The sequence below is a fragment of the Ulvibacterium marinum genome (genome assembly GCF_003626755.1).
Lineage (GTDB): Bacteria > Bacteroidota > Bacteroidia > Flavobacteriales > Flavobacteriaceae > Ulvibacterium > Ulvibacterium marinum.
Window position 1 is genome coordinate 1,191,971 of sequence record NZ_RBCJ01000003.1, and the last position, 24,631, is coordinate 1,216,601.

Sequence of the window (24,631 nt, forward strand, 5' to 3'; positions counted from 1 at the left end):
CGCAGAAGGTTTAACTGAAGTCTACGATATGCTGTAATTTTTCCTTGTTCAAGAGTATGATCCTTCTAGCACGCCCCATGGCAATTAGACCTTCTTCCCTAAATTCGGAAAGCGTCCGGATAGCCGTTTCCGTAGCCGTACCTATCATGCCCGCAAAATCTTCACGGGGAATATCGATGCCCTCATGAGGTGCGTCTTTGATGATGCCCTTCTTGTATAGGTTTAGTAAGGCCATGGCCACGCGTTGACGAACGGAGGTATAGGCCATATTTAGCAGTTGTTCCTGTACTTCGATCAGATTGCTGGAAATAATGTCCATAAACTTACGCGAGACTTCTTTGTTGTCATAGAGAAGGTGTATAAAATCCGTTTTGGGGATGGAATATAACTCAGCATTATGTAAGACCATGGCGGATTCCAAATATGTACCATGGTGGCCTAAAAGGGAAAGTTGCCCCATAAAATCACCTGATTTATTAATGCCGGTCACGAATTCCTTGCCCGACTCAGTAGATTTATAGGTTTTTACTGTGCCGCTCTCCACAAAGTAAAGGGCATGCGCATGATCCCCTTCCCTAAAGACAAAATCTCTTTTTTTATAGGGTTTGGGACGATACTCTTTGGTTATATATTCCAAATTCAAATAATGCGAAGCATCTTGAAAGAACTCATGGATTCCCTGTATATTTTTGGAGAATTCCTTGCGTAGAAAATCATTCTTTTTTAAACGACAGGCAATCGCATCTAAAAGCTCATGTTCTTCAAAGGGCTTGGTCAGGTAGTCATCCGCACCTAGGTTCATACCTTTTCTCAAATCGGCCTTTTCGGATTTGGCGGTCAAAAAAATAAAGGGAATACTCGCCGTATCAGGCTTTTCGCCCAATGTGTCCAAAACCTGGTAACCATCCATTACCGGCATCATGATATCACAGAGTATGATATCCGGATGAAAAGTCTTGGCCTTTTCAATACCTATTTTTCCATTTTCGGCTGTGGTCACAATATAGTTCGAAAGCTCAAGAATATCTGCCGTGTTTTCACGCACATCCTTGTTGTCTTCTATCAATAGTACTTTTTTCATTTTTATAGTGTTGAGCAGTTTGTATTTTACAATTATTTTTTACCGTCTTTCCGTACGTAGTCAAGTATCCATTTGTCCGTATCGGAGTGTGGAATCTTAATCCTGAATGCCCGAAGCAACATTTTTTGTCCGATATCTAGAGATACGTATTTTGTGTACTTGTTCCATTTCGTGCTCCATTTACCGGGTTACTCCATTTTTGGAGATTGGACTGTTGGAAATTCAACTTTAAAAATTGACCCTTTGTCCACCTCACTTTCAAACCCTACCGTACCGCCCATTAGGTCGGTATATTGCTTTACGATGTGCAGACCAAGTCCTGTTCCTTGTATATTGGTACTGTTATCCGCACGGAAAAAGCGCTGAAAGAGATTATCCTGTTCTGCTTCAGGGATGCCGATACCCTTATCTTTGACTTCTACGGAAACTAATGCCTTTTTGGCTTTTAAACTCAGGGAGACCTCTTGGTCTTCTTGTGAGTATTTGATGGCATTAGATATTAAATTAACGAGGACATGGTGCATCAATTTGGGATCCAAATAGACCATTATAGGGTCTGCATTAGTTTCCATATTGATTTTTTGACCCCGTTTTTTAGTAGGCCTGATTTCCTCCAATACGGATCTTGAAAATTGTACAAGATCAAAACGAACCGGTTTTGAGGCAACTTTACCTTCCTCCAATTTGCTCAAGGATAGAAAATCGTTCAAGATGCCCACCAAATTCCTGACATTTGATTTTATCTGTTCTATATATTTTTCGCGTTTTTTTTCCCTACCGGGCTCGTTCTGTTTTTCGATTAATATGGCCGAGGACAATATGGCGCTTAAAGGGGTTCTAAACTCATGGGAAGCCATGGAAATGAAACGTGATTTTAACTCATTGAGCTCCTGCTCCTGTAACAGTGCATTGCGAATGTCCTGTTCGGCTTTTTTCTGTTTTGTAATGTCGTTATAGACAAAGAGCGTCCACTTTACCTCGTTATTACCATTGTTCAGGGGAGATGTATTTACCGTATAGTTTTTATTTCTAAACCGCATTTCAAAAGAAAGGTGTTCCCCCGCCAATGTCTTTTTTATATCATTTTTGATACGTGCTATTCGTTCTTTTGAAAAAACTTCGACATCTTCCACATGAAGTCCTTCAAATTGACTTTTTACAAAGCCCAAACGGCGCAATTCGCCCCCATCTATGTATACAATCTCAAAATTGGCATTGAATACGATAATAACGCCTTTGGGAAAATTTCGGGATATGGCGGCGAACATAGCTTGGCTTGTCAATGCCCTGTTTTCTGCGGCCTTTGTTTCCAATACCTGATCTTCCAGACTTAGATTCGTCTCTACCAGTTTTTGTACGGTGGCCTTGAGCTCATTGGTACGTTCCGCGACCTTTTGTTCAAGTTCCCGTGCATAGGATTCCAATAGCCATCTACTTTTTTCCAATTCTTTTCGAATGAGGTTCTGTTCTATGGCCATGGCCATAAGCTGGGCGAGATCAGTGACAACTTCTTTATGCAGTTTTAATGGCTTTTTTGGCTTTTTATGGTAAATGGCAAAGGTGCCCAATACCTCTTTCCTAGAGGATAGGATAGGAAATGACCAACAGGATCGAAGACCATTTTGCATCGCCGACTCTCGGTAATCACCCCATAAGGGGTCTTTGGCGACATCTTTTGTGACAACTTCTTTTTTATACCTTGCTGCACTGGTGCAAGAACAACTATCCGCATTTACGGATATTCCATTCAAAAGAGTGATTATAGGTTTGGGTAGGTTAGGTGCTGCCAATTTGTTTAAAGTACCCTTCTTTTTGTTCAATAGCATAATCGAAGCCATGTAACCTTTCAAATATCCCTCAATAGCTTCTACTATGGCCATACCAATGTCCTTAAGGGACTTATGCTCGGCTATCATTTCTAGAATCTGCCGAATTTGATCTTTAAGCAGTTCGCCTTTTTTGCGTTCGGTCACATCATTTTGCACACCTATAAAATTCACAAGCTGTCCTTTTTCATTATGAACGGGGGTAATGGTCAGCTCGTTCCAAAACAGGGTGCCGTCTTTTCGGTAGTTTCGGATTATGGCCTGAGTGGGCTTTTGTGCCTTGATCGCTTTTCGAATAACATCTATTCCTTTTTGTTCGCGGTCACCGTTCTGTAAAAAACGACAGTTTCTTCCAAGTACCTCTTCTTTGTCGTACCCCGTAATTTTTGAAAAGGCATTGTTGCTGTAAATAATAGGTAGATTGGCATCAGTGGCATTCACAATGATGATGCCATTGCCCGCTGCCTCCAGTGCCCTATTTCTAATATTCAATACATTTTGCACCATTTTTGCCTCCGTAACGTCTACCCCCGAGCTGATTATCCCTGCAATCTTGCCTGCCTCTTCTTCTAAAACGGCATTGCGCCAACGTATAAGCCTTTCTTTCCCACTTGCGGTTACTACCCAGTTTTCATAAAAATCCGGAGGAGTGACCTCACCTTGCATGACCTTGTTGAATAATGAAAGGATTTCCTTTTTATTCCGTTTTGGAATAAAACTATCGAACCAATTTTTGCCAACTATAGTATCTATTGATAGTCCCAATACTTCAGATCCCTTGCGATTGACCAGATCTATTCTACCCTCAGTATTGATAACCAAGAAAATAGAGCCTGCAGTATCTAGATATTGGTGTAAGCGTTGTTTCTCCTTGGCCAGGACAATTTCAGTTTCCTTGAGTTCGGAAATATCTTCCATAAAACCTTCCAACCTGTATATTTTGCCAGTTTTATCGGTTACTCCCGAACCTCTTTCCCATATCCATTTTGTCTTGTTTTCAGCGGTTAGTATTCTATAGGTAACCTGATAGGATTCTTTTTTAGAAATTGATTCATGGATTTCTTTCCATACCTTCGCTTTATCCTCCGGATGAATCAATGCTTCCCAATGTACCGTTGTATTATCATAAAATTGCTCAGGGGAATACCCGCAGATACTATAACAGGCATCGCTGATAAATTCCATGGTCCATGGCTTATCTATCTTACAGCGGTAAACTATTCCTGATACATTGGCAATTAATGTGCGCAGCTTTCTATCGCTTTCAAAAAGGGCTTCGTTGGACGGTTTGCAATAGACCGATGCAATTGTACGACCCTTAATGACGGTCGGGGCAATACGCACATCCAAGGGAAACATTCTACCTGCCTTATCCAAGGCCAAAAGTTGAAACGGTCTGGGATGGGTTGATTTTATCCGAGTTTTATATGTTTCCTTAAAACCATCGGAAAAGAGGCTCCCTATATTTTTTTGTATCAATTCCCCTTTTTTATAACCGAACATTTTTTCTCCTTCGGGATTCACCTTCAGGATATAACCATCCACATCCACTATGAAGAAACCTGCCAAAGAGGATTTAAAAACGGCCTGGAAGAGTGCTTTATCGGTTACGGTATTTGCCATAAGCCTTTTTTATTACTATCAATCTGGTGTTTCCCACACTTCCCACAACTGTGCAGGTTATATTTTGGGATATGTGGATAGAACTTAGCCTTTCTATAAGACTATACTTTTTTGGCTACATCCACCCCTCTCAATTTGGGCAGTGCCTCTGGATAATTGTTCTGTATGAATACCATCAGGTCCTCTCTTACCTTACAGCGCAGATTCCAAGCATCCGTAGCATTTTTAACACTGAAATCCGCTCTTACTTCCATGGTACGGTTGTCGATTTCAGTCAAGAACAACTCTGCCTTGTTTTTATCCCATAGAGAACTACCCTTTAATAATTCCATCAATTTTATTCTTAGCTCATCTACCGGAAAGGTATAGTCCAAGTGAAAATAAACTGTGGCGATCAAGGGTCTTGAATTGAACGTCCAGTTAACAAAAGGTTTATCATTAAAATAGTTCAGTGGCAGAACCAAACGTCTCCAATCCCATGTTTTTATAACTACATACGTGAGGGTAATATCCTCCACGGTACCAAACTCACCCTCGATGACTACTTCATCATCAATTTTCAAAGCCTGCGTAAAGGCCAATTGAAAACCAACAATTAGGTTCGATATGGATTTTTGTGCCGCTACGCCAATGATGATACCTGCTACCCCTGCCGAGGTCAAAATAGTATTGCCCAATTGCCTTGCACTAGGGATGTTCCATAAAATGGAAGCAATTGCAATTGTAATAATTATTGCCACTGCAATACTTTTTAAAAAATGAAGCTGGGTCAATATTTTTCTTTCGCTGGCAATTTTATGGTCTTTTAGAGCGAATTTTTGTTTCACCACTTCTTCCGAGGAATACAACAGGGCCACCAGTATCCATGCCAGACAAATAATGACAATGGCTTCTAAAAGTTTTTCCCATAAAATGCCCGGGTCAAAATAGGCCATTACAGGGACAAGAAAAACCAGGGGAATAAAAAAATGTATAGGCCTTTTAAGCCGTTGTAACAGTTGTTCCTTAAATACCGAGGGCTGCCTTTTGTGGTACAACCGTAAAATAGCAAAACCTAACCAACTTATGAGGAGTCCCAATCCTATGGCAATGGTCGGAACTATGATATAGGCCAGCCATGATTCTTTGTCCAACAGACTTGCCATGTTTATTTTTTGTAAAAGTAGGCCTGTAGCATATTCCAATAAATGATTTTGGTCATGTTAATGAGCCGAATATAAAAAAATGAGATATATGTTGGATGTACAGAAAGATTTAACGCTTAAAATGTCCTGCCTCTGACGTACGTCATTTTGATGATCATAATGCCGTAATACCTTTAGGTGAGATCATTTGAATGTTTAACCTAAAATTACATATCATGAAAACAGATGCAGAAATCAAACAGGATGTGCTGGACGAATTGGCGTGGCAGCCCGATATAGATGAAACCCAAATGGGGGTCATTGTCGAAGATGGTGTTGTTACACTAAGTGGCGTGGTAAACCGGTATGGTAAAAAAATTGCTGCGGAAAAAGCGGCAAAAAATGTAGCAGGGGTAAAGGCCGTAGCCGAGGATATCGAAGTAAAATATGGCGACGAATATAAAAAAACGGATAAGGAAATTGCCAAGGCCGTTGTCAATGCCTTGGAATGGAACGCTTCCGTACCCAAGGAAAAAGTTATGGTAAGGGTCGATGATGGTTATGTTCATTTGTCCGGAGAGCTACCTTGGGCGTATCAGAAAAAAGCGGCCAAACGTACCGTTCAAAACCTATTGGGTGTAAAGGGCGTAATCAACAATATAGGCATAGAGCAAAAAGTGAAACCTGTGGAAGTGAAGGACCGGATTACCAAGGCGTTTGAGCGTTCCGCTAGCATCAATGCGAGCCATATTGAAGTAAAGGCAGAAGGGCATACAGTAAAGTTAAGTGGTACGGTAACTTCTATAAAAGAAAAAGACGAGGCCGAAAAAGCCGCTTTCCGCGCTCCCGGTGTTTTGCAGGTTAAAAATGAGCTTAGAGTACAGTTTTATCCTTCATTTGTCTAGTGCATGCGATGCTAGTCAAAAATATCACGAGAATGATCTAGGTCATTCCATTGGAGATTTACCTGGTCTAAATTTGACCAAATAGATTATTTATTCAATTAAAACCTTAGAAATCATGACAGACAATAGTGGGAGCATTTTATTGGCCCTTTTAACCGGAGCCGCCATAGGAGCGGGAATCGGAGTTTTGTACGCCCCTGATGAGGGTAAGGAAACCCGAAGAAAAATTAAGCGCAAAGTAGAGGATACTAGCCATGACCTTACGGAACGTCTTTCGCATGCCAAGGAGGAACTGACCAAAACCGCCAAGGAAAAGAAGGATGCATTTGAGCAAAAACTAGAGGATACCATTAGCAATATGAGCTATAAGGCCGATGATATTATTGCTACGCTCGAACGCAAATTGGAAGAACTCAAAAAGAAGAACGCCCAACTACAGAAGTAAATGCCCATGGCCTTTGAAGAATTGAAGAGGGATCTAACGGAGACGGATGCCGACGTTAGGTCCTATCTTGAAAATAGCGAAGAGTATCTCAAACTCAAGGTGTTTAAGGTATTGATGGGCATGATTACATCGGGGGCACAGATTATTTTGGTTGGGGCTATAGCCCTTTTGGCCTTGTTGATATTGTCCCTTGCGGCCTCCTTTGTTATTGGAGAGGCATTGGATAGTTCCTATTACGGATTTGTTATCGTAGGAACAGCCTATGTGTTCATTGCCATCATTTGCTATTTACTTCGGGATAGGCTCAACGGCCCTATATTACGAAAATTCTCTAAACATTATTTTGATTGAACGATGGCAAAACAATACAGTTCTTTTTCAGAAATAGACTATCACCTACGAATTTTAAGCCTACAACGGGAAATCGATAGAGAAAGTATCAAGCTGCGTTTTAATCAAGTGAAGAGTAACTTTTACCCCACCCAGTTGGTAGGGGGGCTTAGTGGTACCCTAAAAAAGATACTGCTTACCTTAGCGATAAAAAAACTGTCACTGCTATTTCGTGGAACCCGTTCGGCCATTCCGAACAAACAGATGACCGGTTCTGACTCAGGATGAGTTTGAGGTTAATTTGTAATCACAACTGCATTACGTGTGATTTTTACCCCCGTTTAGGGAACCCTTTTACACTCCAAATTTATCTGGAGAAACGGTAGTCAGTTTGAGCGAATTGGTGTTGATCAAGGATTTCATTGCGGCATCATACCCGACATTAAAAATGGTATCTATAGCTTTCATGGAAAAGGTATTATAGTTGGCCAGGCCCTTAGGGGAAATAATAAGGTCGCAATCTTCAAATTTATCCAGGGATTCCTTGGCCATTCTAATTTTATAGGCCCTTTCCATCACCGTATACGAATGTTTTAAGTCTTTGATGCTTATTGTCTCAAAAGGATTTACATAGACCCCCACCACCTTGTCACAGTACCTCTTGATAAGATCAGTGGGAAAATTGTTCAAAATTCCACCATCGGAATAATAACCTTCTTTGATCTTAATGGGAGCGAAAACACCCGGAAATGCAGCTGATGCCAGAATGGGCCGAATGAGTTCTCCACAATGAAAGACCCGCAACGTACCGTCCAAAATATTGGTAGCGGTTACATAGAACGGTTTCTCCAGGGATTCAAAGGTATCTTCAGGCAGATATTTCTTCAAATGGTCATAGAACTTTTCGGTATCTACAAAACCTGGCTTGCTTTTAGCATATTTGTCAATACTAAAAATCTGTACAGTCTTAAAAAAATGGAGAATATTCTCCCAACCAATACCTGCAGCATATAAGGCACCTACAATGGCTCCTGAACTGGTGCCGGCAATATGAGTGGGATAAATATCCATTTCTTCCAATGCCCTGATCGCACCAATGTGGGCCACGCCACGCATACCGCCTCCCGAAAGTACCAAGCCTATTTTCATATGCTCATTTTGTCTTAACTATGTTTTATATCACATAATACTTTGTCAGAAACCTGAAGAATTCCTTTTTGAGGTCGGCATAGATTTGTCTTTGGGTTTCCATTCGGTGCCTAAACTCCAAGTGCTTTTTTGTCAACATAGTATCCAACATGTCCCTTCCTGTTTTTGTTTGGGCCGCTATTCGGGTTTCATGTATTTCAATGTCTTCCAGCAGATTATCAATGATTCCGTTATGTAACGTAAATTCATTTTGGTAGTGTTCCAATCGGACAAGCACTTTTTTGTCCGTTAAACGATTTACCAGTTCCTCCAACCGGTTTTTAAAGGATTTTAATTCATCTTCCCAAAAAGCAAGTTCTGAACGCCATTGTAGGTGTTCAAAATGTAGGTCCTCATTGAACAGTACTTGATTTGCCTTTTCCATTTTTTCCATGACGTCATGTATTTAAGGTTATTGAATCTATTTCTTCGGATTTGAAGAAATCAACACGTTATTTGCTCTCGTTCCTATCCTATTTTTTCTGTGCTTCCTTCCAAAACCTCAACTCCTCTTTTCCCCAAGACTTCCTCCAGATCTTCTTTTTCGACAACTTCTTTTTTTAGAAGGAGCTTTGCCAGTTTTTGAAGTTCGTCCTTATGTTGTATAAGCAATTTCTTGGTACGTTCATAGGCCATGGTTACCAGGTTTTGGACTTCCTTATCAATTAATTGCGCCATGTTTTCACTATAAGGTTTTCCCAGCATGCGTTCATTTTGCCCTGTGGAATCGTAAAAACTAATGGGACCTATTTCCTCGTCCAACCCATAATAGGCGACCATGGTGTAGGCTTGTTTGGTCACTTTTTCAAGATCGTCCAAAGCACCTGACGAAGCCTCGTTAAAAATGATTTCCTCGGCAGCACGTCCGCCCAAGGAAGCGCATAACTGATCTAAAAACTGCGATTTGGTCACAATCTGGCGTTCTTCGGGAAGGTACCAGGCAGAACCCAACGATTTCCCCCGGGGTATAATGGATACCTTTACCAAGGAATCCACATGCTTAAGATACCAACTGACCACCGCATGTCCTGCTTCATGATAGGCCACAATTTCCTTTTCCTTGGGCGAGATTATCTTGCTCTTACGTTCCAGGCCTCCAATAACACGGTCGCGTGCTTCCATAAAATCTTCCAGCTCCACAACTTCCTTTTTCTTTCTTGCCGCAATGAGCGCTGCTTCATTGCAAATATTGGCAATATCCGCACCGGAAAAACCGGGACTTAATTTGGCCAATAACCCAACGTTTATTTTTTTTGAGAGTTTCAAGGGGCGCAGATGCACCTTAAAAATTTCGGTACGCTCTTCTTTGGTAGGTAGCTCTAAATAGATGTGACGGTCAAATCTACCTGGACGCAAAAGGGCTTTGTCCAATACATCCGGCCGATTGGTGGCGGCCAATACAATGACACCTGTATTGGGACCAAAACCATCCAATTCAGTAAGCAATTGGTTCAAAGTGCTTTCCCGTTCATCATTGGCCTGGAAAGCGTTGATCTTACCACGGGAACGACCTACGGCATCAATTTCATCGATAAAAATAATACTGGGTGATTTTTCCTTGGCCCTTTTAAAAAGGTCGCGTACCCGCGATGCCCCGACCCCTACGAACATTTCTACGAATTCCGAACCGGACATCGAGAAAAAAGGCACTTGTGCCTCACCGGCAACAGCCTTTGCCATCAAGGTTTTTCCGGTCCCAGGAGGCCCTACCAGCATCACCCCTTTTGGAATTTTAGCACCAAGCTTGGTATAGGTCTCAGGATTTTTAAGGAAGTCTACCACTTCCATAACCTCTGTTTTAGCCTCTTTTAGACCGGCAACATCCTCAAAGGTTACGGAACTTTTAGTTCCTTTTTCCGTTAATTGGGCCGTGGATTTTCCAAAGTTGAAAAGTGGATTCCCGCCAGTAGAACCACGACCCATTCTACGGAGCAGGAACATCCAGAATAGAATAATAATTGCGAAAGGCAGTAACCAAGATAGAATACTGGTCCAACTGGTCCGGCTCTCGTAAGCTACACTGATTTTTTCCCCTTGGGGAAAATCTTGTTGTGCTCTGTAGAGCTTATTCTCAAAAGTTTCAACAGATCCTATATTCATTCGGTATTGTGGCCCTTGGACAGTAGAGAACAACCTTTCGGTTCCCTCTCCATTTTTTGCGTCTTTCAGATGGTCTTTTTTGATATAGATTTCAGCAATTTCTTTATTGATGACCACAATTTTTTCTATCGCACGTTCCGCCAGGAGAGAGTCTTCCAGAACGGACCAGCTTATTTCTTTGGTGCTGGAAGTGGGATTGGAAAGGATGGAAAACAGAATCAGAAAACCGAAGAGCATCAGGTAGAACCAAGAAATCCCATATCCCCCGTAAGGCGGTTTTTGCTTCTGTTCATCTGGGGAATCGGATTTGTTCTTTTTGGGTGGCTGCTCCATCTTTGGAAAAGTGAATTACTGCTACATTACACTTCATGCTTTCTTCAAAACTATTTGAAATATATCGGTCTTAAAATGATATACGTCATTTCCAATAGTTGTTCCGCTACTTTACTTTGTTGTTCAAAAACAAATGATAATGCGTATTCGGGAATGTCTATTGGTTGCAGTTGTACTGAGTATTTTTACCACAAGTTGTGGCCCTGTGGTCATTTCATCAAGGCCTAATAATCCGCCACCGCCCTGGTTTTACCCTAGTAGGTTGGAAGTGGTTCGTTATGTGTATTTTCCGGAGTTTAGCATTTATTATGATTTATCCCAACGGACCTATCTATATCTTGATGGGGGTATATGGGTGCGTCGCAGTGTACTGCCTCCTCGGTATGCCCATATCAATTTAAGAAGATCCAGATACCAACGGATTCGGAATTATAATGACGACAACATTCGGCGCTACCATGACCGACACGACTCCAATAGGGGCAGGAGTAACAGAACTACTTCACGTAAAAGCAAGGGAAGAAGAAATTAAGAACACATAAAATACATACGATCAAAAAAATTTGAACTGATACGAAGGCCATAAGACCAAAATGGTAAAGTAGGAAAGATAGTTGCAGCCGATTGGCAAGGTAACCCGAATACCTTCCTTTTATTTTGAAAGAGATGACTGGGAATGACTATTGTCATTTTAAGTTAAAATAAGGGATACTAACTTTAAATTGTTAAAAATCGAAGGGATGAAAACTATACTCTACGCTACCGACTATTCCGAAAATTCCGAGGCCGCTTTAAAATATGCCTATGCTCTTTGCAAGCACCTAAAGACCCGTTTGGTCCTGACCCATGTTTACGACGTTCCCACAGTATTGGGCACTCAATTGACGGAACCCTTTCCCAGTTTATCAAAGGATGCCAGAAGACATGAACGCGAAAAACTACAAGGATTTTTTAAAAAGCATTTGGGGAAAGTATCGGATAAAATGAAACTACATTTTGAACCAGTAGAACATATGTCCGTAATCCGGGGTATTATTTCCAAAGCTACGGAATGGCATGCTTACCTCATATTTGTTGGTATGAAAGGGGAGGGCAGATTACAGGAAATTATTATGGGAAGTACTACAAAGGCCCTTATAGAGAAGGCCCCCTGCCCAGTTTTGGCAATCCCGGAGAATACAAATTACATGCCTTTAAGGACCATAGTTTATGCGACCGATTTTGAAGAAGAAGATGTTTACGCCATTCGGAAATTGACCGAAATGGTAGATGTCTTCCAGACTGAAATAAAAGTGATACATATCATTACCGAAAAGGAATATGAGGGAGAGACCCAAATGGAATGGTTCAAGGAGATGCTGCAAAATAAGGTGAACTATGAAAAAATAGAATTCAAATTGTTGTTTTCAGATGACATTTTTGAAGCGCTCAGGATGTATCTTGAAGATGTGGGAGCAGAACTTATGGTTATGTTGGAAAGGGAAAAAAGAGGGTTGCTTAAAAAATGGTTCCATCGTGATCTTGTCAAAAGAATGGAGTCCTATGGGAAGGTACCGCTAATGAGTTTTCGCGAAGGCAACCACCAACTCTTCTATTTTAGTGCTGCATTATAACGTATACAATAGCAAAAAAATGTGATATGCCGGAGTCACGGATATAGGGGTTTTTTGATTGGCGGTTTCAGCGACAAGTTTAGAGTATTGGGCATCGGTGTTCATGGTTTGATTGCATACTCCTTGAATCCTAAGCTAAAGGACAGTATTTTATATATCCATTGCTAGTGGTACTTTTTGTCCTACTTTTTTAATACACCCTAAAAGGGCGAACCAATACATAAGAAGAACCAACAAAAATCCGCTAAATGACCTGCATCATTTTGAAACAGCAGACCTTGACCTATATTGAAGAATTAAAAACGAGGATTATGAAAGCTATGGCCAACCTACAAGATCTAAAGTGTGATGAGGACAAGAAGGTAATTCTTAGAAACTTAAGCAGGATAATGGATTTACGTATTATCGATATCGATATAGAAAACAACATGCTACACTTTCTCTATGCACGCCCCATTACCTTTCAAAAGGCGAAAAAGGAATTACTACGTATAGGATTTCCAATACAATCCTGCAAATTAAACAAGGGCAGGACAAAAGGCCGATACGAAAAGGACATTATTCAAAGTTCGGGAGTACAAGCAGGGGCACCCTGGTGGTGAAGGCCACGTTCCGGATTACGGGCTCCCATAACAATTTTTCCAAAAAACTATGTTTGCTTTTTAACAAGGCAACGATACCTACACCTTTATGCTGTTCCAATAATTTCTTGATACTAGATGATACGGATGTTTCCAAAGGCACAGTTTTAAATTGATGTGGTACTTCCGCTAAATTGTTTTTCAAAAGCTCCCGATTTAATTTTTGCTGGTCTTTCAATGCCTCCGAAGTACTAAAACGTACGATAATCAACATTGCCTTCCGGATTTTGATGAGGTACTTTAACGGATTCAGTTCTTCCATTCGGAAAAGGTGTTTGAAGTTGTTGACAAAAACAATTTCTTTAATCGGGCGTTCATCATAGTTTTCGGGAACTACAATAATAGGGCAATTATTGATATGACGGAGGACGCTTACCGCGGTACTGCCCATAAAGATTTTGGCCAAGGCCGTTGTGCCTTTCGTACCCATGACCATAAAATCTACATCTTTGTCTATGATCGAGACATTGATGGCATTAAGCGGGATTTCCTGCACAAGAACGGTCTCAAACCGATGATTTCGGTTTTCCATTCCATTTAGCTCTGAAATCAATTTTTCTAATTTTTGTTCCACTCCTGACTCTCCCGTTTCCTTAGATGTTATTGCCTGGTGGGCATGGAGCACATAAAAGAGGCAATCCTCTTTTGAAAAAAGGGAAGCGGCAAAATCCATGGCCCTTTTGGAATTTTTAGAGAAATCGGTAGGTAATAGAATTTTTTTCATTTCTATCTTTTAAATAGGAAACGATCTATGATAATTCAGGTAGTACCAGCAAGGGTATCTTGCTGTGGAAGGCTACCTTTTTTACGACGGGTTCCCGTGTTAACTTCTCTAAGAAAGTATGCCGATAATGGACGAGGGCTATCATGCCTGCTTCGTTTTCCTTTGCAAAATCATGTATACCCTTTGTTATATCCTCTTTCATTGTTACCTCATGGAAGCTATGGTTTGTATCGGCCAACCGCTTGTCCAGTAAGGTTTTGTTCACTTTTTGGGAATCGCTTGGTTGAAATTCAAGGGCAACTTGGAAGACGGCAATGTGGGCCTTCCAAAGTAGTGTTAGTTCTATGAGGGGGCTTAGTTCAAAAGGCTCAAAAAACTGTGTAAAATCCGTGGGAAAGATTATTTTTTCCAATACTTGGAAATCATAGCTTTCCGGTATAACCATCACGGGACGGTTGCGAATGGCTTTAATAACTTTTACCGCGTTACTGCCCATAAAAACCTCTTTGGCACCGGTTGCTCCTTTGGTACCCATAATGATAAGGTCCATATCCTTTTTCAAGAGGATTTCTTGGATGGCAGAAACCAAATCATCCGTTCTGGAAACCTTCTCGAACTTATGTTTAGTGTTGCTATGGTTCTCTTTTAAGTAGTCCAATACCTTGTTCAATTCTTGGTTTGAATACTCCTCCATGGAATCGTAAATAACGGCCAATCGCTGTTTACCCTTATCCCCTAGGAGGTTGGCAAAACTTGGTTCATGGGCGTTCAAAAGATAAAAATGGCATGGCACATCAGCATAGAGTTTTAGTGCCGTAAAGAGGGCGTTCCAGGCGTTGTCGGAAAAATCGGTGGGTAAAAGTATATGTTTCATAGCTCTTGACTTAATGGATGACCTTTGAGGTGTCTGGAAGTACCAAAAATGGTATTTGCACATGAAAACCGATCTGGTCTATATTTTGTTTAATTAGCAACCGTTCAAAAAACGAATGGCCCCGGTTCATCATGACCAAAAGCTGGAAATCATTTCCCTCTATATGATCCAATATGGCATTTGGCATTAATTTTTCCTGTATCTCGGTAAATTGATACGGTACTTTCTTCAAACACTTTTTTAAGTGCATCTTATGGTTTTCCTGCTGCTCGGTGAGGTCATACTCCTCCTTTACATGGAATACCGTAATTTTTGCTTTGTTTGTTTTTGCCATTTCCAAAAGCGATTGTAATTCCGCTATTTTATATCTGGACCAATACCCGGTAGGGAAAAGAATATTGCTGACTTTTCGGTACTTGCTTTTTTCCGGTATAGCCAATACCGGAATCTTGGCCTTGCGGATTACGAATATGGTATTTGAGCCCAAGAAAAATTGTTTAGCTCCTGTTGCCCCTTTGGTACCCATAACCACCATTTCTATCCCTTTTTGTTGGGCCAACTCGTTAATTTCATCCGTTAGCAGGTTAAAGGCGGATACGGTTTCAAAACTGTGTTTTGGGTTTGAAAATTGTTTCTGAATATCATTGAGGGTCCTTTCCAGTCCGGCCAGGGAGATATTCACACCTACATCCGGAATGGCACTAAAGGCAGGACCGCCCAGCATATAGTCCATACGATAAAAAGCTGGGGTATAGGTGTGGAGAAGATAGAAAGTAACGGTTTCCTCCTTAAAGAACTGCAAGGCGTACCGTATGGCGTTCCATGCATTTGGGGAAAAGTCCGTAGGTATCAATATGTTCTTCATTTGCCATCATTTTTGTATAACCAAAGATAATTGAGCGAAATTCCTTTTAAAATGACGAGGGTCATTGGCAATATGAAGCGAAACCATCAATTTTAGGTTTCACTTTAAACAAGATATCATGGCACTTAATTTTAATCAATATGCGACCGAGGGAAACACATTTCTAAAAGGATATACTAAGCACTTGGGCCTAGGAAAGGATACCGAAAAAGCCGGTAGGATAGTAACCTCTATATTACATGGGTTACGGGAAATTATTCCGGTAGAGGAGTCCCTACAGTTTATTGCTCAACTACCCATGTTCCTAAAGGCCGCTTATGTAAACGGTTGGACAATTAAGAAAAAGAAACCGAAAATTAAACACATGGAGGAGTTTGTAGAACTGGTGAAGGAATTTGACGGGGCCGCAGCCATAAATGATTACGGCTATGAAAATGATCTTGCCGAAAAATATATTGATCTTACCTTTATGTATCTGCGAAAGTATGTTTCCCTCGGTGAGATGGAGGATATCAGGGATGGTCTTCCCAAGAATTTAAAGAGTATGATCTATTCAAATATAATGTTCTGAAAATCGGCAACCAGCATGTAGTCTTCAAAAGTCAGAAGGAATGTTTTTTACTGCCTACTGAAGACTATTTGCTTTTTCAATGACACCTTCCCGTTCCAACTGTATAATAATTCGCTCTACATAGTCATCAACGGTAGAGGTTATATTTACAGGGTCTACAATATCAAAGGTGCCTACCCAGACCAATGATTTGTCCATATCCTCCTTAATGTTGTAAATGGAAGTCTCCACATGGTATACTTGATAATCGCTATAGTAATCAGGGGTATAGTACAAATCTTGAAAACGGTAATAGTAGGGTCCAAAACGATACCAGTGATAACCAAAAGTATAGTATCCGGAATTATAGCTTCTTTTATCGTCCACCCCGATAATGGCCGTAATAACAACCGCATCAAAGCCATTGGCTATCAGTTTTTCTTCCATGGCATCGATTTCTTCCTCGCTCCGTTGTGAATTGGTAAAAAACCTATCCAATACCACACCGCTTTCATGGGCATTGATACCATACTTTACAAACCGTTTTTTTAGTTCCTCCTCAAAAATCTTTCTGGCGGTAAGGTTTTCGGTCATACCGATAATCAACAGTTTTTCGGGTTGGAAGGCACTAACTTCTTTGTTCTTCCAGCTATCTACAAATCGCGTTGTGGAACATGCCACTACAACAAAAAATCCAAGTAAGAATACCCACTTTTTCATTGCTCCAAATTTTTAAGGGTTATAGTCAAAATTAGAAACCATGAACAGTGACACAATGATCTGGATCATTTTAAGAGCATCATTTTCATATCGTTTCGATAGGTGCGACTGATTCAAATCATTTCAAAAAAAAACAGGTACATGTACATTTGAAGAAACCAAAACTAATGGATATGAAACATACATATATACTTTTTGCCGTACTAATGACATTGCCCTTTCTGGGGATAACCCAAACGATGGAAGAGATTAATGAACCTACAATCTCAGGACTCGATGAAGTTGCACCGTTCAGCGAAGGTTTCGCTGCGGTAAGAAAAGGGAATCAATGGGGATTTATTGACCAAACAGGAAAATTGGTCATCGATTTTAGAAATGATCTGGTTTGGGACGAAAACAGCGATGCTGCCCGAAAAGATATAAGGGGTATCCGCTACCCCCAATTTAAGAACGGGCTTTGCCCCATACAAAAAGTAGAGGAAGAAGGAATTCCTTTTTATGGCTTTATGGATACGCAAGGGCAGATAGCTATCCAACCAGAATACCTTAATATCGCCCATTTCGATGAGGATAAGACGGTAGGTATCTATTGCAAGCGAACTTTTAGGGGCAAGAACAATTTTCAACTGAATATTTACGAATACACTTTTACCGAAGTGGTAGTAAATACAAAAGGGGAGATGGTCTGGCCCATTCGGGATAGGGATAGCATTTTAATGACCAAAAGACGTTACGAAATACCCGAACTGCGCGCAAGCTTGGTTTCCAAAGATCTTCTTGCCGTAAAAGGCGACAATAACCGTTGGGAAATACGTAGGATGAATCTATAATTTGAAAATTATGAACCGATTAGAAAATAAGGTTGCCCTTATTACGGGAGGTGCCGGGGGTATTGGACAAGCAACGGCAGAATTGTTTTTGGCAGAGGGGGCCAAGGTGGTCATTGTGGATATGAACAAGGAAGCATTGGAAAAAGTCATTGACCAGCTGGACCATCCTAACCTTTCCTACTGCGTTGCCGATGTTTCGAAAACAGAGGATACTCAAAACTATGTGAAACGTACATTGGATGTACATGGCAAGATCGATGTGTTTTTCAATAATGCAGGCATTGAAGGAATTTCAAGACCCATTTCGGAGTATCCTGAAACGGTTTTCGATAAAGTCATTGCGGTAAACCTCAAAGGCGTATGGCTGGGTTGCCAATATGTTATTCCTAAAATGTCTGAAGGTGGTAGCGTTATGATTACTTCCTCCGTGGCAGGGTTAAAGGGTTTTTCCGGCCTCGGGGCCTATGTGGCCAGCAAACATGGGGTCATCGGAATTATGAGGGTGGCCGCCCTCGAATTTGCGGATAAAAAAATCCGAGTGAATACAATTCACCCAGGTCCCGTGAACACGGATATGATGCGGCGTATTGAAAAGGATATATCACCTGAAAATCCTAGTGAGGCCTTAGAGAGCTTTGAATCTTCCGTTCTCTTTGGGCGATATGCCGAACCCCGGGAAATAGCGGACACGGCCCTGTTTTTAGCTTCGGACGAGAGCAAGTATTGTACGGGCTGCACCTATGTAGTGGATGGGGGTATGCTTATTGCATAAAAATCTAGGTCAATTCCCAAAAGCAAAAACAAAAAGGGTCGAGCATATGAAAGCTGTCCAAATCGTATTATGGATTATCGTGGTGCTGGTTGTGGTAATAGCTTCGGCATATACGTACTACGGTGGTTTTGTCACTATCTCCCCTGAGATTAAGGAAGTTGGTGGCGAAACCTTGGTCTATGAAAAAATAACTGGGGATTACAGTCAAAGCTCTGCTACTTCCGATAGGGTTTATCAAAAGTTATTGGAAGATTATCAAATAGGTACTACAAAGGGATTTGGTATCTACTATGACAATCCAAAGGTTACTGAAAAAGATAAGTTGAGAGCGGATATAGGATGTATTTTGGAATCTGATTTTGATAAGATGGAAGGCTTAAAAAAGGATTTTGAAATAATGGAATATCCCAAGGACAAATACATTGTGGTAGAATTTCCATTTAAGGGGATGCCTTCGGTAATCATCGGGATCCGAAGGGTTTATCCGGCCCTCAATGCATACGCGGAGCAAAAGGGTCATGCTGTAGATAACCCGGTCATGGAGATTTGGGACGTTCCAAATAAGAAAATAAAGTATCGAAAGGCACTGGTGAAAACTGAAAAATTCTAAGCAATGATGGATTCGTTAAAAATAATGGAGGTAACTCCGGAAAATGTCCAAAGGGAAACCCTGTTTTGTGTTAAGGATATTACCAATCCGGCGTTTGAAAGCAAACGAAAATGGTTTGAAAAACGTCACGCAGAAGGCCTAAAGTTGAAAATCCTAAAAAACGGGGATGACCAAATGATAGGGTTTGTGGAATACACACATGCCGAGAATGCCTGGCGACCTGTAGATGCGGACAACTATATGTTTATCCATTGCATGTATGTCTATTCCAAAAAGGACAGGAACAAAGGCTACGGATCTATGCTCATTAAGGAAGCCGAGAAAGAGGCCAAGTACCAAAATAAGTCCGGAGTTTGTGTAATGACCAGTAAGGGCAGCTGGCTGGCGGAAAAAAGTATTTTCGAGAAAAATGGGTTTGGACAGGTAGATCGGAAAGGAAGGTTTGAATTGCTATCCAAAAAATGGAAGGCTTTGGCGCCGGATCCCAAATTTTTGGATTGGACCGTGCAACAGGAAAAATACCAAGGTTGGCATTTGCTATATGCAGACCAATGCCCTTGGCACGAGAAATCGGTCGAGGCTTTGTTACATATGGCAATGGACTTTGATATCCACTTAAAAGTGACTAAAATAAAAACGGCCAAAGAAGCGAAAAATGCCCCTTCGGGCTATGGAGTATTCAATCTACTGTATGACGGGAAGCTGCTTGAAGACCACTACATCAGTGCAACACGATTCAGGAATATTCTAAAAAAAGAACTCAAGGGCAAGGAACGGTTTGAATAGTAAACAAGTGCCTCTATCAATTGATACCAGAAAAGCAAATTAAGTTTTAAAACATGAACCATGGAACAAGTTAAAGAGGAATGTTGCCCGACCTTTCATCCGGAAAAATGGGAAGAAAAAACATTTAATTGGGACCGTAAGAAATTTATCAAGGCATCGGCACCTACACTTTTTCATATTCCCCTACCACCTATGATAGGAAAGAAGGTTACCAAGATGATGAAGCTAGCCGAAGAGGCCCAAAAATTGTCAAAGGATAAAGAAGATATCCTTTTGTTGTTCATGGATCCAAACGCGTTTAAAACGGAAATGCATCTATCCGTTATCGATACCGTACCTGATGCTGAAAATACAACACTATCCGGAACCTTTGTTAGCAAGGTCTTTGATGGGCCTTTTAATGCGGTTCCCAAATTCATGAAACAGATGGATTCTTACTTGGACAAATCCGGAGAAAAGGCAAAAAACTATTATGTGCATTATGCCTATTGCCCAAAATGTGCAAAAGAAAAGGGACATAATTATATGGTGTTGTTTGCCAAGGTGAAGGAATAGGGTAAGACATACAGAAAACAGTATAGAAAATCAAACTGTGATTTTTTCCACTTAACCTATGACAATGGACATTTGTTTTGTCAAGTTCCAGAATTATATTTGATTATTTGAACGAAAAAATAGGGATTCAAATCAAAAGGGTAAAAGTGTATAAAGTTGATATAATACTATAGCGGATAAATATATGTCATCAACCTATTAATTTTAAATAGTATGAGTACTAAAGAACTGTATAGGCATAAGCAAGAAAATGATTTTGAACAGTTTTATGAAAAATTGGAGGCTTTTCTTCCGGAATTGAAGAAGTTCATGACCGGAAGTCTCAAAGCTGCAGAAAAGCAAGGCGATTTGGATGTAGGGTTTTATGATGCCGAGGGCATGCTAAATGAAGTTTATTTGGATGCCTTTAAAGCTTTTTCTGGAGAGATGGACGACAAAAGATTGCGCAGATCACTTTTTAAGAAAGCCATTCAAAAAATGGACGAGAAAAGGGCCCAGGAGATTCCCGATGATGTCAATACGCATGCCCTACTGAAATCGGAAATGAAATTATTGAGTGAAGATTTCACCACTGATGGCGATGGCGACCTGATACTTAATGAGGAATTGGACGACATCTCATATCAACAAAAACAAGGCTGGTCAAAACAAATATATTTGGATGCCGCCCTGGAACAGTTGATGGTCCAGAGATTTGGGCTTAATGAAGCCTCCTTGCTTTCCGAAGAAAAAAGACGTTTACTGGGATTTTTGTATTCAACCATACCGCCGAGAAGTAAATTGGTGGTGGAACTGCTTGTCTTCGGTGACCAGGACACTTTGGAGATATCCCAGATATTGGAAGTGCCGGAGGAGGTAATACAAAGGATATTATTCAAGGCAAAGGAACGGTTTAGGTTGTTGTAGTTGGTGCAGGCAAAATAATAATCAAGTCCTTCATTTTTTTTTCTTCGGGACCCTCGTTATTGGAGGACGGATTTTCAATTTGATTTTACCGTGCCAGATAAGTTGATCTGCAAATCTATATTTGTTGTTACCAAAGACTTTTTTGGATTCGTTTCATGACATGGAGGGCAAAATATACTTTTCAAGAAGTTTGAATTGCCTAAGTTTTGAAGTGTAGTTACCGCCCGTGAAGACTACTACGGTATTCAACTTCGGAATCACTATGATTTTTTGGCCACCCCAGCCACCGGCATAGAAACCTTCTGCGGTTTTACCAGAGTAGGAAAATTGGTCTATCCACCAAGAATAGGAATACGCAATTTTATCGGAATCCTCGCCAGGAACTTTGATTGCGGTATTACCGTGGAATGGGGTCGTAATTTTTTCCACCCATTGTTCGGAAATAATCCGATTGCCTTTCCAAACACCATTATGGAGAAAGGTTATCCCGATCTTTAGCATATCCCTAGGCTTCAACCGTAATCCCCCGGCTGCCTCAAATACACCATTGTTAAATTGCACGGACCAATCGAATACTTCAATTCCCAAGGGATCAAATAAATACTTTGCGGAAAATTCGTCTATTGCCATTTTTGTGGCATTCCGAATGATTTCGCCCAAAATGATCATGTTTCCTCCATAGTACGAATAGGATGTCCCGGGCTCGTGTACAAGTTGTCCTTCTAATATAAAGCTAAGGGGGTCTTTTTTGGAATACCAAATGGCAATTATCGGGTTCTCCAGATTGCTATAGGGAGACTGCCATTCGGACCATTCAAGACCCGAGGTCATGGTGAGAAGATGTTCGATGGTAATTTTGGATTTGTCCCCCGTTCTGAGATGCTGATGCTCCGGCAAATAATCGAAAATAGATTGATGTACACTTTTGATAAAACCTTGATCTATGGCAATACCGATACAGACGGAGGTGATACTCTTGGTGTCCGACATTATACTATGGAGCATATTCCTGTCCCAATTCACCCATTCTCCTTCATGTTTACGGGCATCCCATTGGTATTTATGCCCAGGAAAATATTCCTCCAATACCAATGTATTGTCCTTATAAATAAGGATCGAATGGATTTGCCTAAACTTGCCTTGTTGTGCTTTTTTGATCGCTTTCCCCATTATGACCGAATCCATACCCACCTCATTTAAGTGACCGGTATTTAACCCGTCATTGCTTGATTTCGGAGGTTCATATTTGTACTGACCGGAAGTATTGGGTCCACAACTGACAATAAAAAAGACAAAAAATAAGACTATGTGAATCGCCCTCATTCGTTTTGGATAAGGCTTGATAATTTCCGTAACACTCATAAATATGTCGATTTTCTTTTCCAAAATCATACTACAATTCGTTAACTCCAAAGATTAAATATTGCAATTGCAAGAATCGGTATTTACGGTACTATCCTTGTTCGTGTCAGAGTCGGATAAATAGTGCATTCAAATTTTTTTCCGACAGTTTGATCATTGCTGTTTATAGGAACAGATCTACTTGCAGCAATGTAATTTGATTTTGGGGCCTTTGAAATGATTTTGGTCAATGACCTTTAATCAACTGCAAATAAGTGGGTTTGGATGATCAGGGTCATTTTAAAGGTAAACGGATATCAATATATTGTGCGATTGAATCATAAGATCAAAAGGATGAAAGCAGCGATATTCTATACCGGAAAGTTCGGAAGTAAAAAAAGTACGCCTATTGGATAAATGAAAGATGTAGTTTTCCTGTTTTTGATTTGAAAAAGGAAAACCCAAACCCCGAGGCGTATGATCTTCTTGTTTTAGGCAGTTCCATTATGATCTCGAAGCCTACAATTCAAAAATGGCTAAATAAGAATTGGCCCAAGATCAAGAACAAGCCCATTTTGTTATTTACCGTCTCTGGTGCCGAACCAGGACATCCCGATTTGCGAAAATGGCTGGAAAACAGTTTTTCCCAGGAAATTTTAAAGCAAATAGACTATGTGCCCTTACGAGGGAGGTTAGTATTGAAAGAGTTACCTTGGTACATTCGATTTTCCTTGAAATTTGCGGCAAGAGTCGAAAAAGCCCCGGACATTAAAAAACGGATGTCCGAGGGGTTCGACTATATGGATAAATCCAGCATAGGACCTATTCTGGAGTGGATAGGAGAAAAACAAACCGATGAATATGAGGTACAACTTGTCATTTAAGGAAGGCTTTCCATCGGCATGAATACCTCAAAAATGAAAAAAGATTTCAAGTAACCTTCTCTTTTGGCTTCCGGGGAAGCACTTCCTCTGGAAATGGGAACAGAATCGTGGAATTCTTTTCGGCGGCAATATTGGATAGGGTCTGATATAGCCTTAGCTTAATGGCAGAGGGAGATTGGTCTATAAGTTTTCCGGCTTCCAATAATTTCCCGGCGGCCTGTTCTTCGGCTACTGCCAAAATGATCCTGGCCCTTCTAGATCGTTCTGCTTCGGCTTGGTTCGCCATCATCCGTCTCATGTTTTCAGGCAATTGGATGTCCTTTATTTTTACATCGATTATTTCTATACCCCATTCATGGGTTTCCTGTTCCACTATGGATTTGATGTTCTTGCCCATTTCTTCCCTTTTGGAAAGGATGGTGTCCAACTCTACCTTTCCACATACGTCCCTCAAGGCAGCTTGGGAGAGCTGCGTGATGGCAAAGGAGAACTCCTCCACTTCCAATACCGCTTTTTCGGGGTCGTTGATCTTAAAGAAGACCACACCGTCAATACTACAAGGTACGTTGTCCTCGGTCATGACTTCTTGGGAAACAATGTTGATGGTAATTACTCGAATATCCACAACCTGTATGGTCTCCACAAGGGGAATGATCCATCGAAATCCGGGTTGTAACGTTTTGATATATTTACCAAAACGGAATTTTAAGGCCCTTTTATATTCGAATACAATGCGTATACCTGCCAATAGGAACAGGCCAAGAATGATGGAAAACAAGAACAAAGGGTTCATAACGATATGCTTTAGTTAGATGAATCAATTTTTTACGAAAATTCCGAACAAATGAATGCTCATGTAATGGAGGCCTTGGCCTTGGATTCTGTATTTAGGAACAGCGTCGTAACACTGTCCTTATAGGTAGGAGGGTTGGTCTTTTAAAGTTACGAAAATTAGGTAGGAGAACAAAAAAATCGGACACTAAAAAACTAATAAAATCACTTATT

At 40.7% G+C, this 24,631-nt stretch carries 26 protein-coding genes and 1 pseudogene; 15 read left to right on the forward strand and 12 right to left on the reverse strand.

Annotated elements, in window-relative coordinates; translation table 11 throughout:
• Positions 1 to 10 precede the first annotated feature (10 nt).
• From D7Z94_RS18320 to D7Z94_RS18330, 3 genes are all read right to left on the reverse strand, one after another.
• The gene (locus tag D7Z94_RS18320; RefSeq protein WP_120713000.1) at positions 11 to 1,081 is read right to left on the reverse strand and encodes a response regulator; all 1,071 of its coding nucleotides are present in this window, start codon (positions 1,079 to 1,081) and stop codon (positions 11 to 13) included.
• A gap of 188 nt (positions 1,082 to 1,269) precedes the next feature.
• The gene (locus D7Z94_RS18325) at positions 1,270 to 4,530 is read right to left on the reverse strand and encodes a PAS domain S-box protein (RefSeq protein WP_120713001.1); all 3,261 of its coding nucleotides are present in this window, start codon (positions 4,528 to 4,530) and stop codon (positions 1,270 to 1,272) included.
• Positions 4,531 to 4,631: 101 nt separating this feature from the next.
• A complete protein-coding gene (locus D7Z94_RS18330) occupies positions 4,632 to 5,675 on the reverse strand; it encodes a mechanosensitive ion channel family protein (protein WP_147415928.1) in 1,044 nt (347 codons plus the stop codon).
• Positions 5,676 to 5,890: 215 nt separating this feature from the next.
• On the opposite strand from D7Z94_RS18330, the gene D7Z94_RS18335 reads away from it, so the two are divergent.
• The 4 genes from D7Z94_RS18335 to D7Z94_RS18350 all read left to right on the forward strand — a co-directional run bounded on the left by D7Z94_RS18335 (position 5,891) and on the right by D7Z94_RS18350 (position 7,622).
• Positions 5,891 to 6,559, forward strand: coding sequence for a BON domain-containing protein (locus tag D7Z94_RS18335; RefSeq protein ID WP_120713003.1), 669 nt, complete (start codon positions 5,891 to 5,893; stop codon positions 6,557 to 6,559).
• A 115-nt stretch (positions 6,560 to 6,674) separates the two neighbouring features.
• On the forward strand, positions 6,675 to 7,004 hold the full coding sequence (locus tag D7Z94_RS18340; RefSeq protein ID WP_120713004.1) for a YtxH domain-containing protein: 330 nt from the start codon (positions 6,675 to 6,677) through the stop codon (positions 7,002 to 7,004).
• A gap of 6 nt (positions 7,005 to 7,010) precedes the next feature.
• Positions 7,011 to 7,355, forward strand: a complete 345-nt coding sequence (locus D7Z94_RS18345; protein WP_120713213.1) for a hypothetical protein — start codon at positions 7,011 to 7,013, stop codon at positions 7,353 to 7,355.
• A gap of 3 nt (positions 7,356 to 7,358) precedes the next feature.
• Positions 7,359 to 7,622, forward strand: coding sequence for a DUF6327 family protein (locus D7Z94_RS18350; RefSeq protein WP_211341804.1), 264 nt, complete (start codon positions 7,359 to 7,361; stop codon positions 7,620 to 7,622).
• Positions 7,623 to 7,688: 66 nt separating this feature from the next.
• Here D7Z94_RS18350 and D7Z94_RS18355 read toward each other — a convergent pair whose 3' ends face one another.
• The 3 genes from D7Z94_RS18355 to ftsH all read right to left on the reverse strand — a co-directional run bounded on the left by D7Z94_RS18355 (position 7,689) and on the right by ftsH (position 10,955).
• The gene (locus tag D7Z94_RS18355; protein WP_120713005.1) at positions 7,689 to 8,483 is read right to left on the reverse strand and encodes a patatin-like phospholipase family protein; all 795 of its coding nucleotides are present in this window, start codon (positions 8,481 to 8,483) and stop codon (positions 7,689 to 7,691) included.
• A gap of 25 nt (positions 8,484 to 8,508) precedes the next feature.
• Positions 8,509 to 8,916, reverse strand: a complete 408-nt coding sequence (locus tag D7Z94_RS18360; RefSeq protein WP_245967240.1) for a hypothetical protein — start codon at positions 8,914 to 8,916, stop codon at positions 8,509 to 8,511.
• A 74-nt stretch (positions 8,917 to 8,990) separates the two neighbouring features.
• On the reverse strand, positions 8,991 to 10,955 hold the full coding sequence (gene ftsH / locus D7Z94_RS18365; RefSeq protein ID WP_120713006.1) for an ATP-dependent zinc metalloprotease FtsH: 1,965 nt from the start codon (positions 10,953 to 10,955) through the stop codon (positions 8,991 to 8,993).
• A 139-nt stretch (positions 10,956 to 11,094) separates the two neighbouring features.
• Between ftsH and D7Z94_RS18370 the strand changes: the two genes are divergently transcribed.
• The 3 genes from D7Z94_RS18370 to D7Z94_RS18380 all read left to right on the forward strand — a co-directional run bounded on the left by D7Z94_RS18370 (position 11,095) and on the right by D7Z94_RS18380 (position 13,170).
• Positions 11,095 to 11,487 carry a hypothetical protein gene (locus D7Z94_RS18370; RefSeq protein ID WP_245967241.1) on the forward strand — a complete coding sequence of 131 codons (393 nt, stop codon included), beginning with the start codon at positions 11,095 to 11,097 and terminating at the stop codon, positions 11,485 to 11,487.
• A gap of 208 nt (positions 11,488 to 11,695) precedes the next feature.
• Complete coding sequence (locus D7Z94_RS18375; RefSeq protein WP_120713008.1) at positions 11,696 to 12,568, forward strand: universal stress protein; 873 nt, start codon at positions 11,696 to 11,698, stop codon at positions 12,566 to 12,568.
• 248 nt (positions 12,569 to 12,816) lie between these two features.
• Positions 12,817 to 13,170 carry a hypothetical protein gene (locus tag D7Z94_RS18380; RefSeq protein WP_147415929.1) on the forward strand — a complete coding sequence of 118 codons (354 nt, stop codon included), beginning with the start codon at positions 12,817 to 12,819 and terminating at the stop codon, positions 13,168 to 13,170.
• Here the strand turns inward: D7Z94_RS18380 and D7Z94_RS18385 are convergent.
• The 3 genes from D7Z94_RS18385 to D7Z94_RS18395 are packed head-to-tail and all read right to left on the reverse strand — an operon-like array spanning position 13,127 to position 15,672.
• A complete protein-coding gene (locus tag D7Z94_RS18385) occupies positions 13,127 to 13,933 on the reverse strand; it encodes a universal stress protein (RefSeq protein WP_120713010.1) in 807 nt (268 codons plus the stop codon). The genes D7Z94_RS18380 and D7Z94_RS18385 overlap by 44 nt on opposite strands.
• Positions 13,934 to 13,958: 25 nt before the next feature.
• A complete protein-coding gene (locus tag D7Z94_RS18390) occupies positions 13,959 to 14,807 on the reverse strand; it encodes a universal stress protein (protein WP_120713011.1) in 849 nt (282 codons plus the stop codon).
• Between the two features lie 10 nt (positions 14,808 to 14,817).
• On the reverse strand, positions 14,818 to 15,672 hold the full coding sequence (locus D7Z94_RS18395) for a universal stress protein (protein WP_120713012.1): 855 nt from the start codon (positions 15,670 to 15,672) through the stop codon (positions 14,818 to 14,820).
• A gap of 118 nt (positions 15,673 to 15,790) precedes the next feature.
• On the opposite strand from D7Z94_RS18395, the gene D7Z94_RS18400 reads away from it, so the two are divergent.
• Positions 15,791 to 16,243, forward strand: a complete 453-nt coding sequence (locus D7Z94_RS18400) for a DUF2267 domain-containing protein (protein WP_120713013.1) — start codon at positions 15,791 to 15,793, stop codon at positions 16,241 to 16,243.
• A gap of 54 nt (positions 16,244 to 16,297) precedes the next feature.
• On the opposite strand, the gene D7Z94_RS18405 is transcribed toward D7Z94_RS18400, so the two are convergent.
• Entirely contained in the window at positions 16,298 to 16,942 is a 645-nt protein-coding gene (locus D7Z94_RS18405) for a hypothetical protein (RefSeq protein WP_120713014.1), read from the reverse strand.
• 173 nt (positions 16,943 to 17,115) lie between these two features.
• On the opposite strand from D7Z94_RS18405, the gene D7Z94_RS18410 reads away from it, so the two are divergent.
• The 6 genes from D7Z94_RS18410 (at position 17,116) to D7Z94_RS18435 (ending at position 21,401) form a co-directional block, all read left to right on the forward strand.
• On the forward strand, positions 17,116 to 17,772 hold the full coding sequence (locus D7Z94_RS18410) for a WG repeat-containing protein (RefSeq protein ID WP_120713215.1): 657 nt from the start codon (positions 17,116 to 17,118) through the stop codon (positions 17,770 to 17,772).
• A 10-nt stretch (positions 17,773 to 17,782) separates the two neighbouring features.
• A complete protein-coding gene (locus tag D7Z94_RS18415; protein WP_120713015.1) occupies positions 17,783 to 18,544 on the forward strand; it encodes an SDR family NAD(P)-dependent oxidoreductase in 762 nt (253 codons plus the stop codon).
• 46 nt (positions 18,545 to 18,590) lie between these two features.
• Positions 18,591 to 19,154, forward strand: coding sequence for a GyrI-like domain-containing protein (locus D7Z94_RS18420; protein WP_158594682.1), 564 nt, complete (start codon positions 18,591 to 18,593; stop codon positions 19,152 to 19,154).
• A gap of 3 nt (positions 19,155 to 19,157) precedes the next feature.
• Positions 19,158 to 19,940: a GNAT family N-acetyltransferase gene (locus tag D7Z94_RS18425; protein WP_120713017.1), complete on the forward strand. Its 783-nt coding sequence runs from the start codon at positions 19,158 to 19,160 to the stop codon at positions 19,938 to 19,940.
• A gap of 60 nt (positions 19,941 to 20,000) precedes the next feature.
• On the forward strand, positions 20,001 to 20,495 hold the full coding sequence (locus D7Z94_RS18430) for a hydrolase (protein WP_120713018.1): 495 nt from the start codon (positions 20,001 to 20,003) through the stop codon (positions 20,493 to 20,495).
• Positions 20,496 to 20,708: 213 nt separating this feature from the next.
• A complete protein-coding gene (locus D7Z94_RS18435) occupies positions 20,709 to 21,401 on the forward strand; it encodes an RNA polymerase sigma factor (protein ID WP_120713019.1) in 693 nt (230 codons plus the stop codon).
• Between the two features lie 153 nt (positions 21,402 to 21,554).
• On the opposite strand, the gene D7Z94_RS18440 is transcribed toward D7Z94_RS18435, so the two are convergent.
• A complete protein-coding gene (locus D7Z94_RS18440) occupies positions 21,555 to 22,763 on the reverse strand; it encodes a serine hydrolase domain-containing protein (protein WP_158594683.1) in 1,209 nt (402 codons plus the stop codon).
• A 386-nt stretch (positions 22,764 to 23,149) separates the two neighbouring features.
• On the opposite strand from D7Z94_RS18440, the pseudogene D7Z94_RS18445 reads away from it, so the two are divergent.
• Positions 23,150 to 23,626, forward strand: a pseudogene (locus D7Z94_RS18445) (flavodoxin domain-containing protein); the annotation flags it as partial.
• Positions 23,627 to 23,672: 46 nt separating this feature from the next.
• On the opposite strand, the gene D7Z94_RS18450 reads toward D7Z94_RS18445, so the two are convergent.
• A complete protein-coding gene (locus tag D7Z94_RS18450; RefSeq protein ID WP_120713022.1) occupies positions 23,673 to 24,419 on the reverse strand; it encodes a slipin family protein in 747 nt (248 codons plus the stop codon).
• Positions 24,420 to 24,631 lie beyond the last annotated feature (212 nt).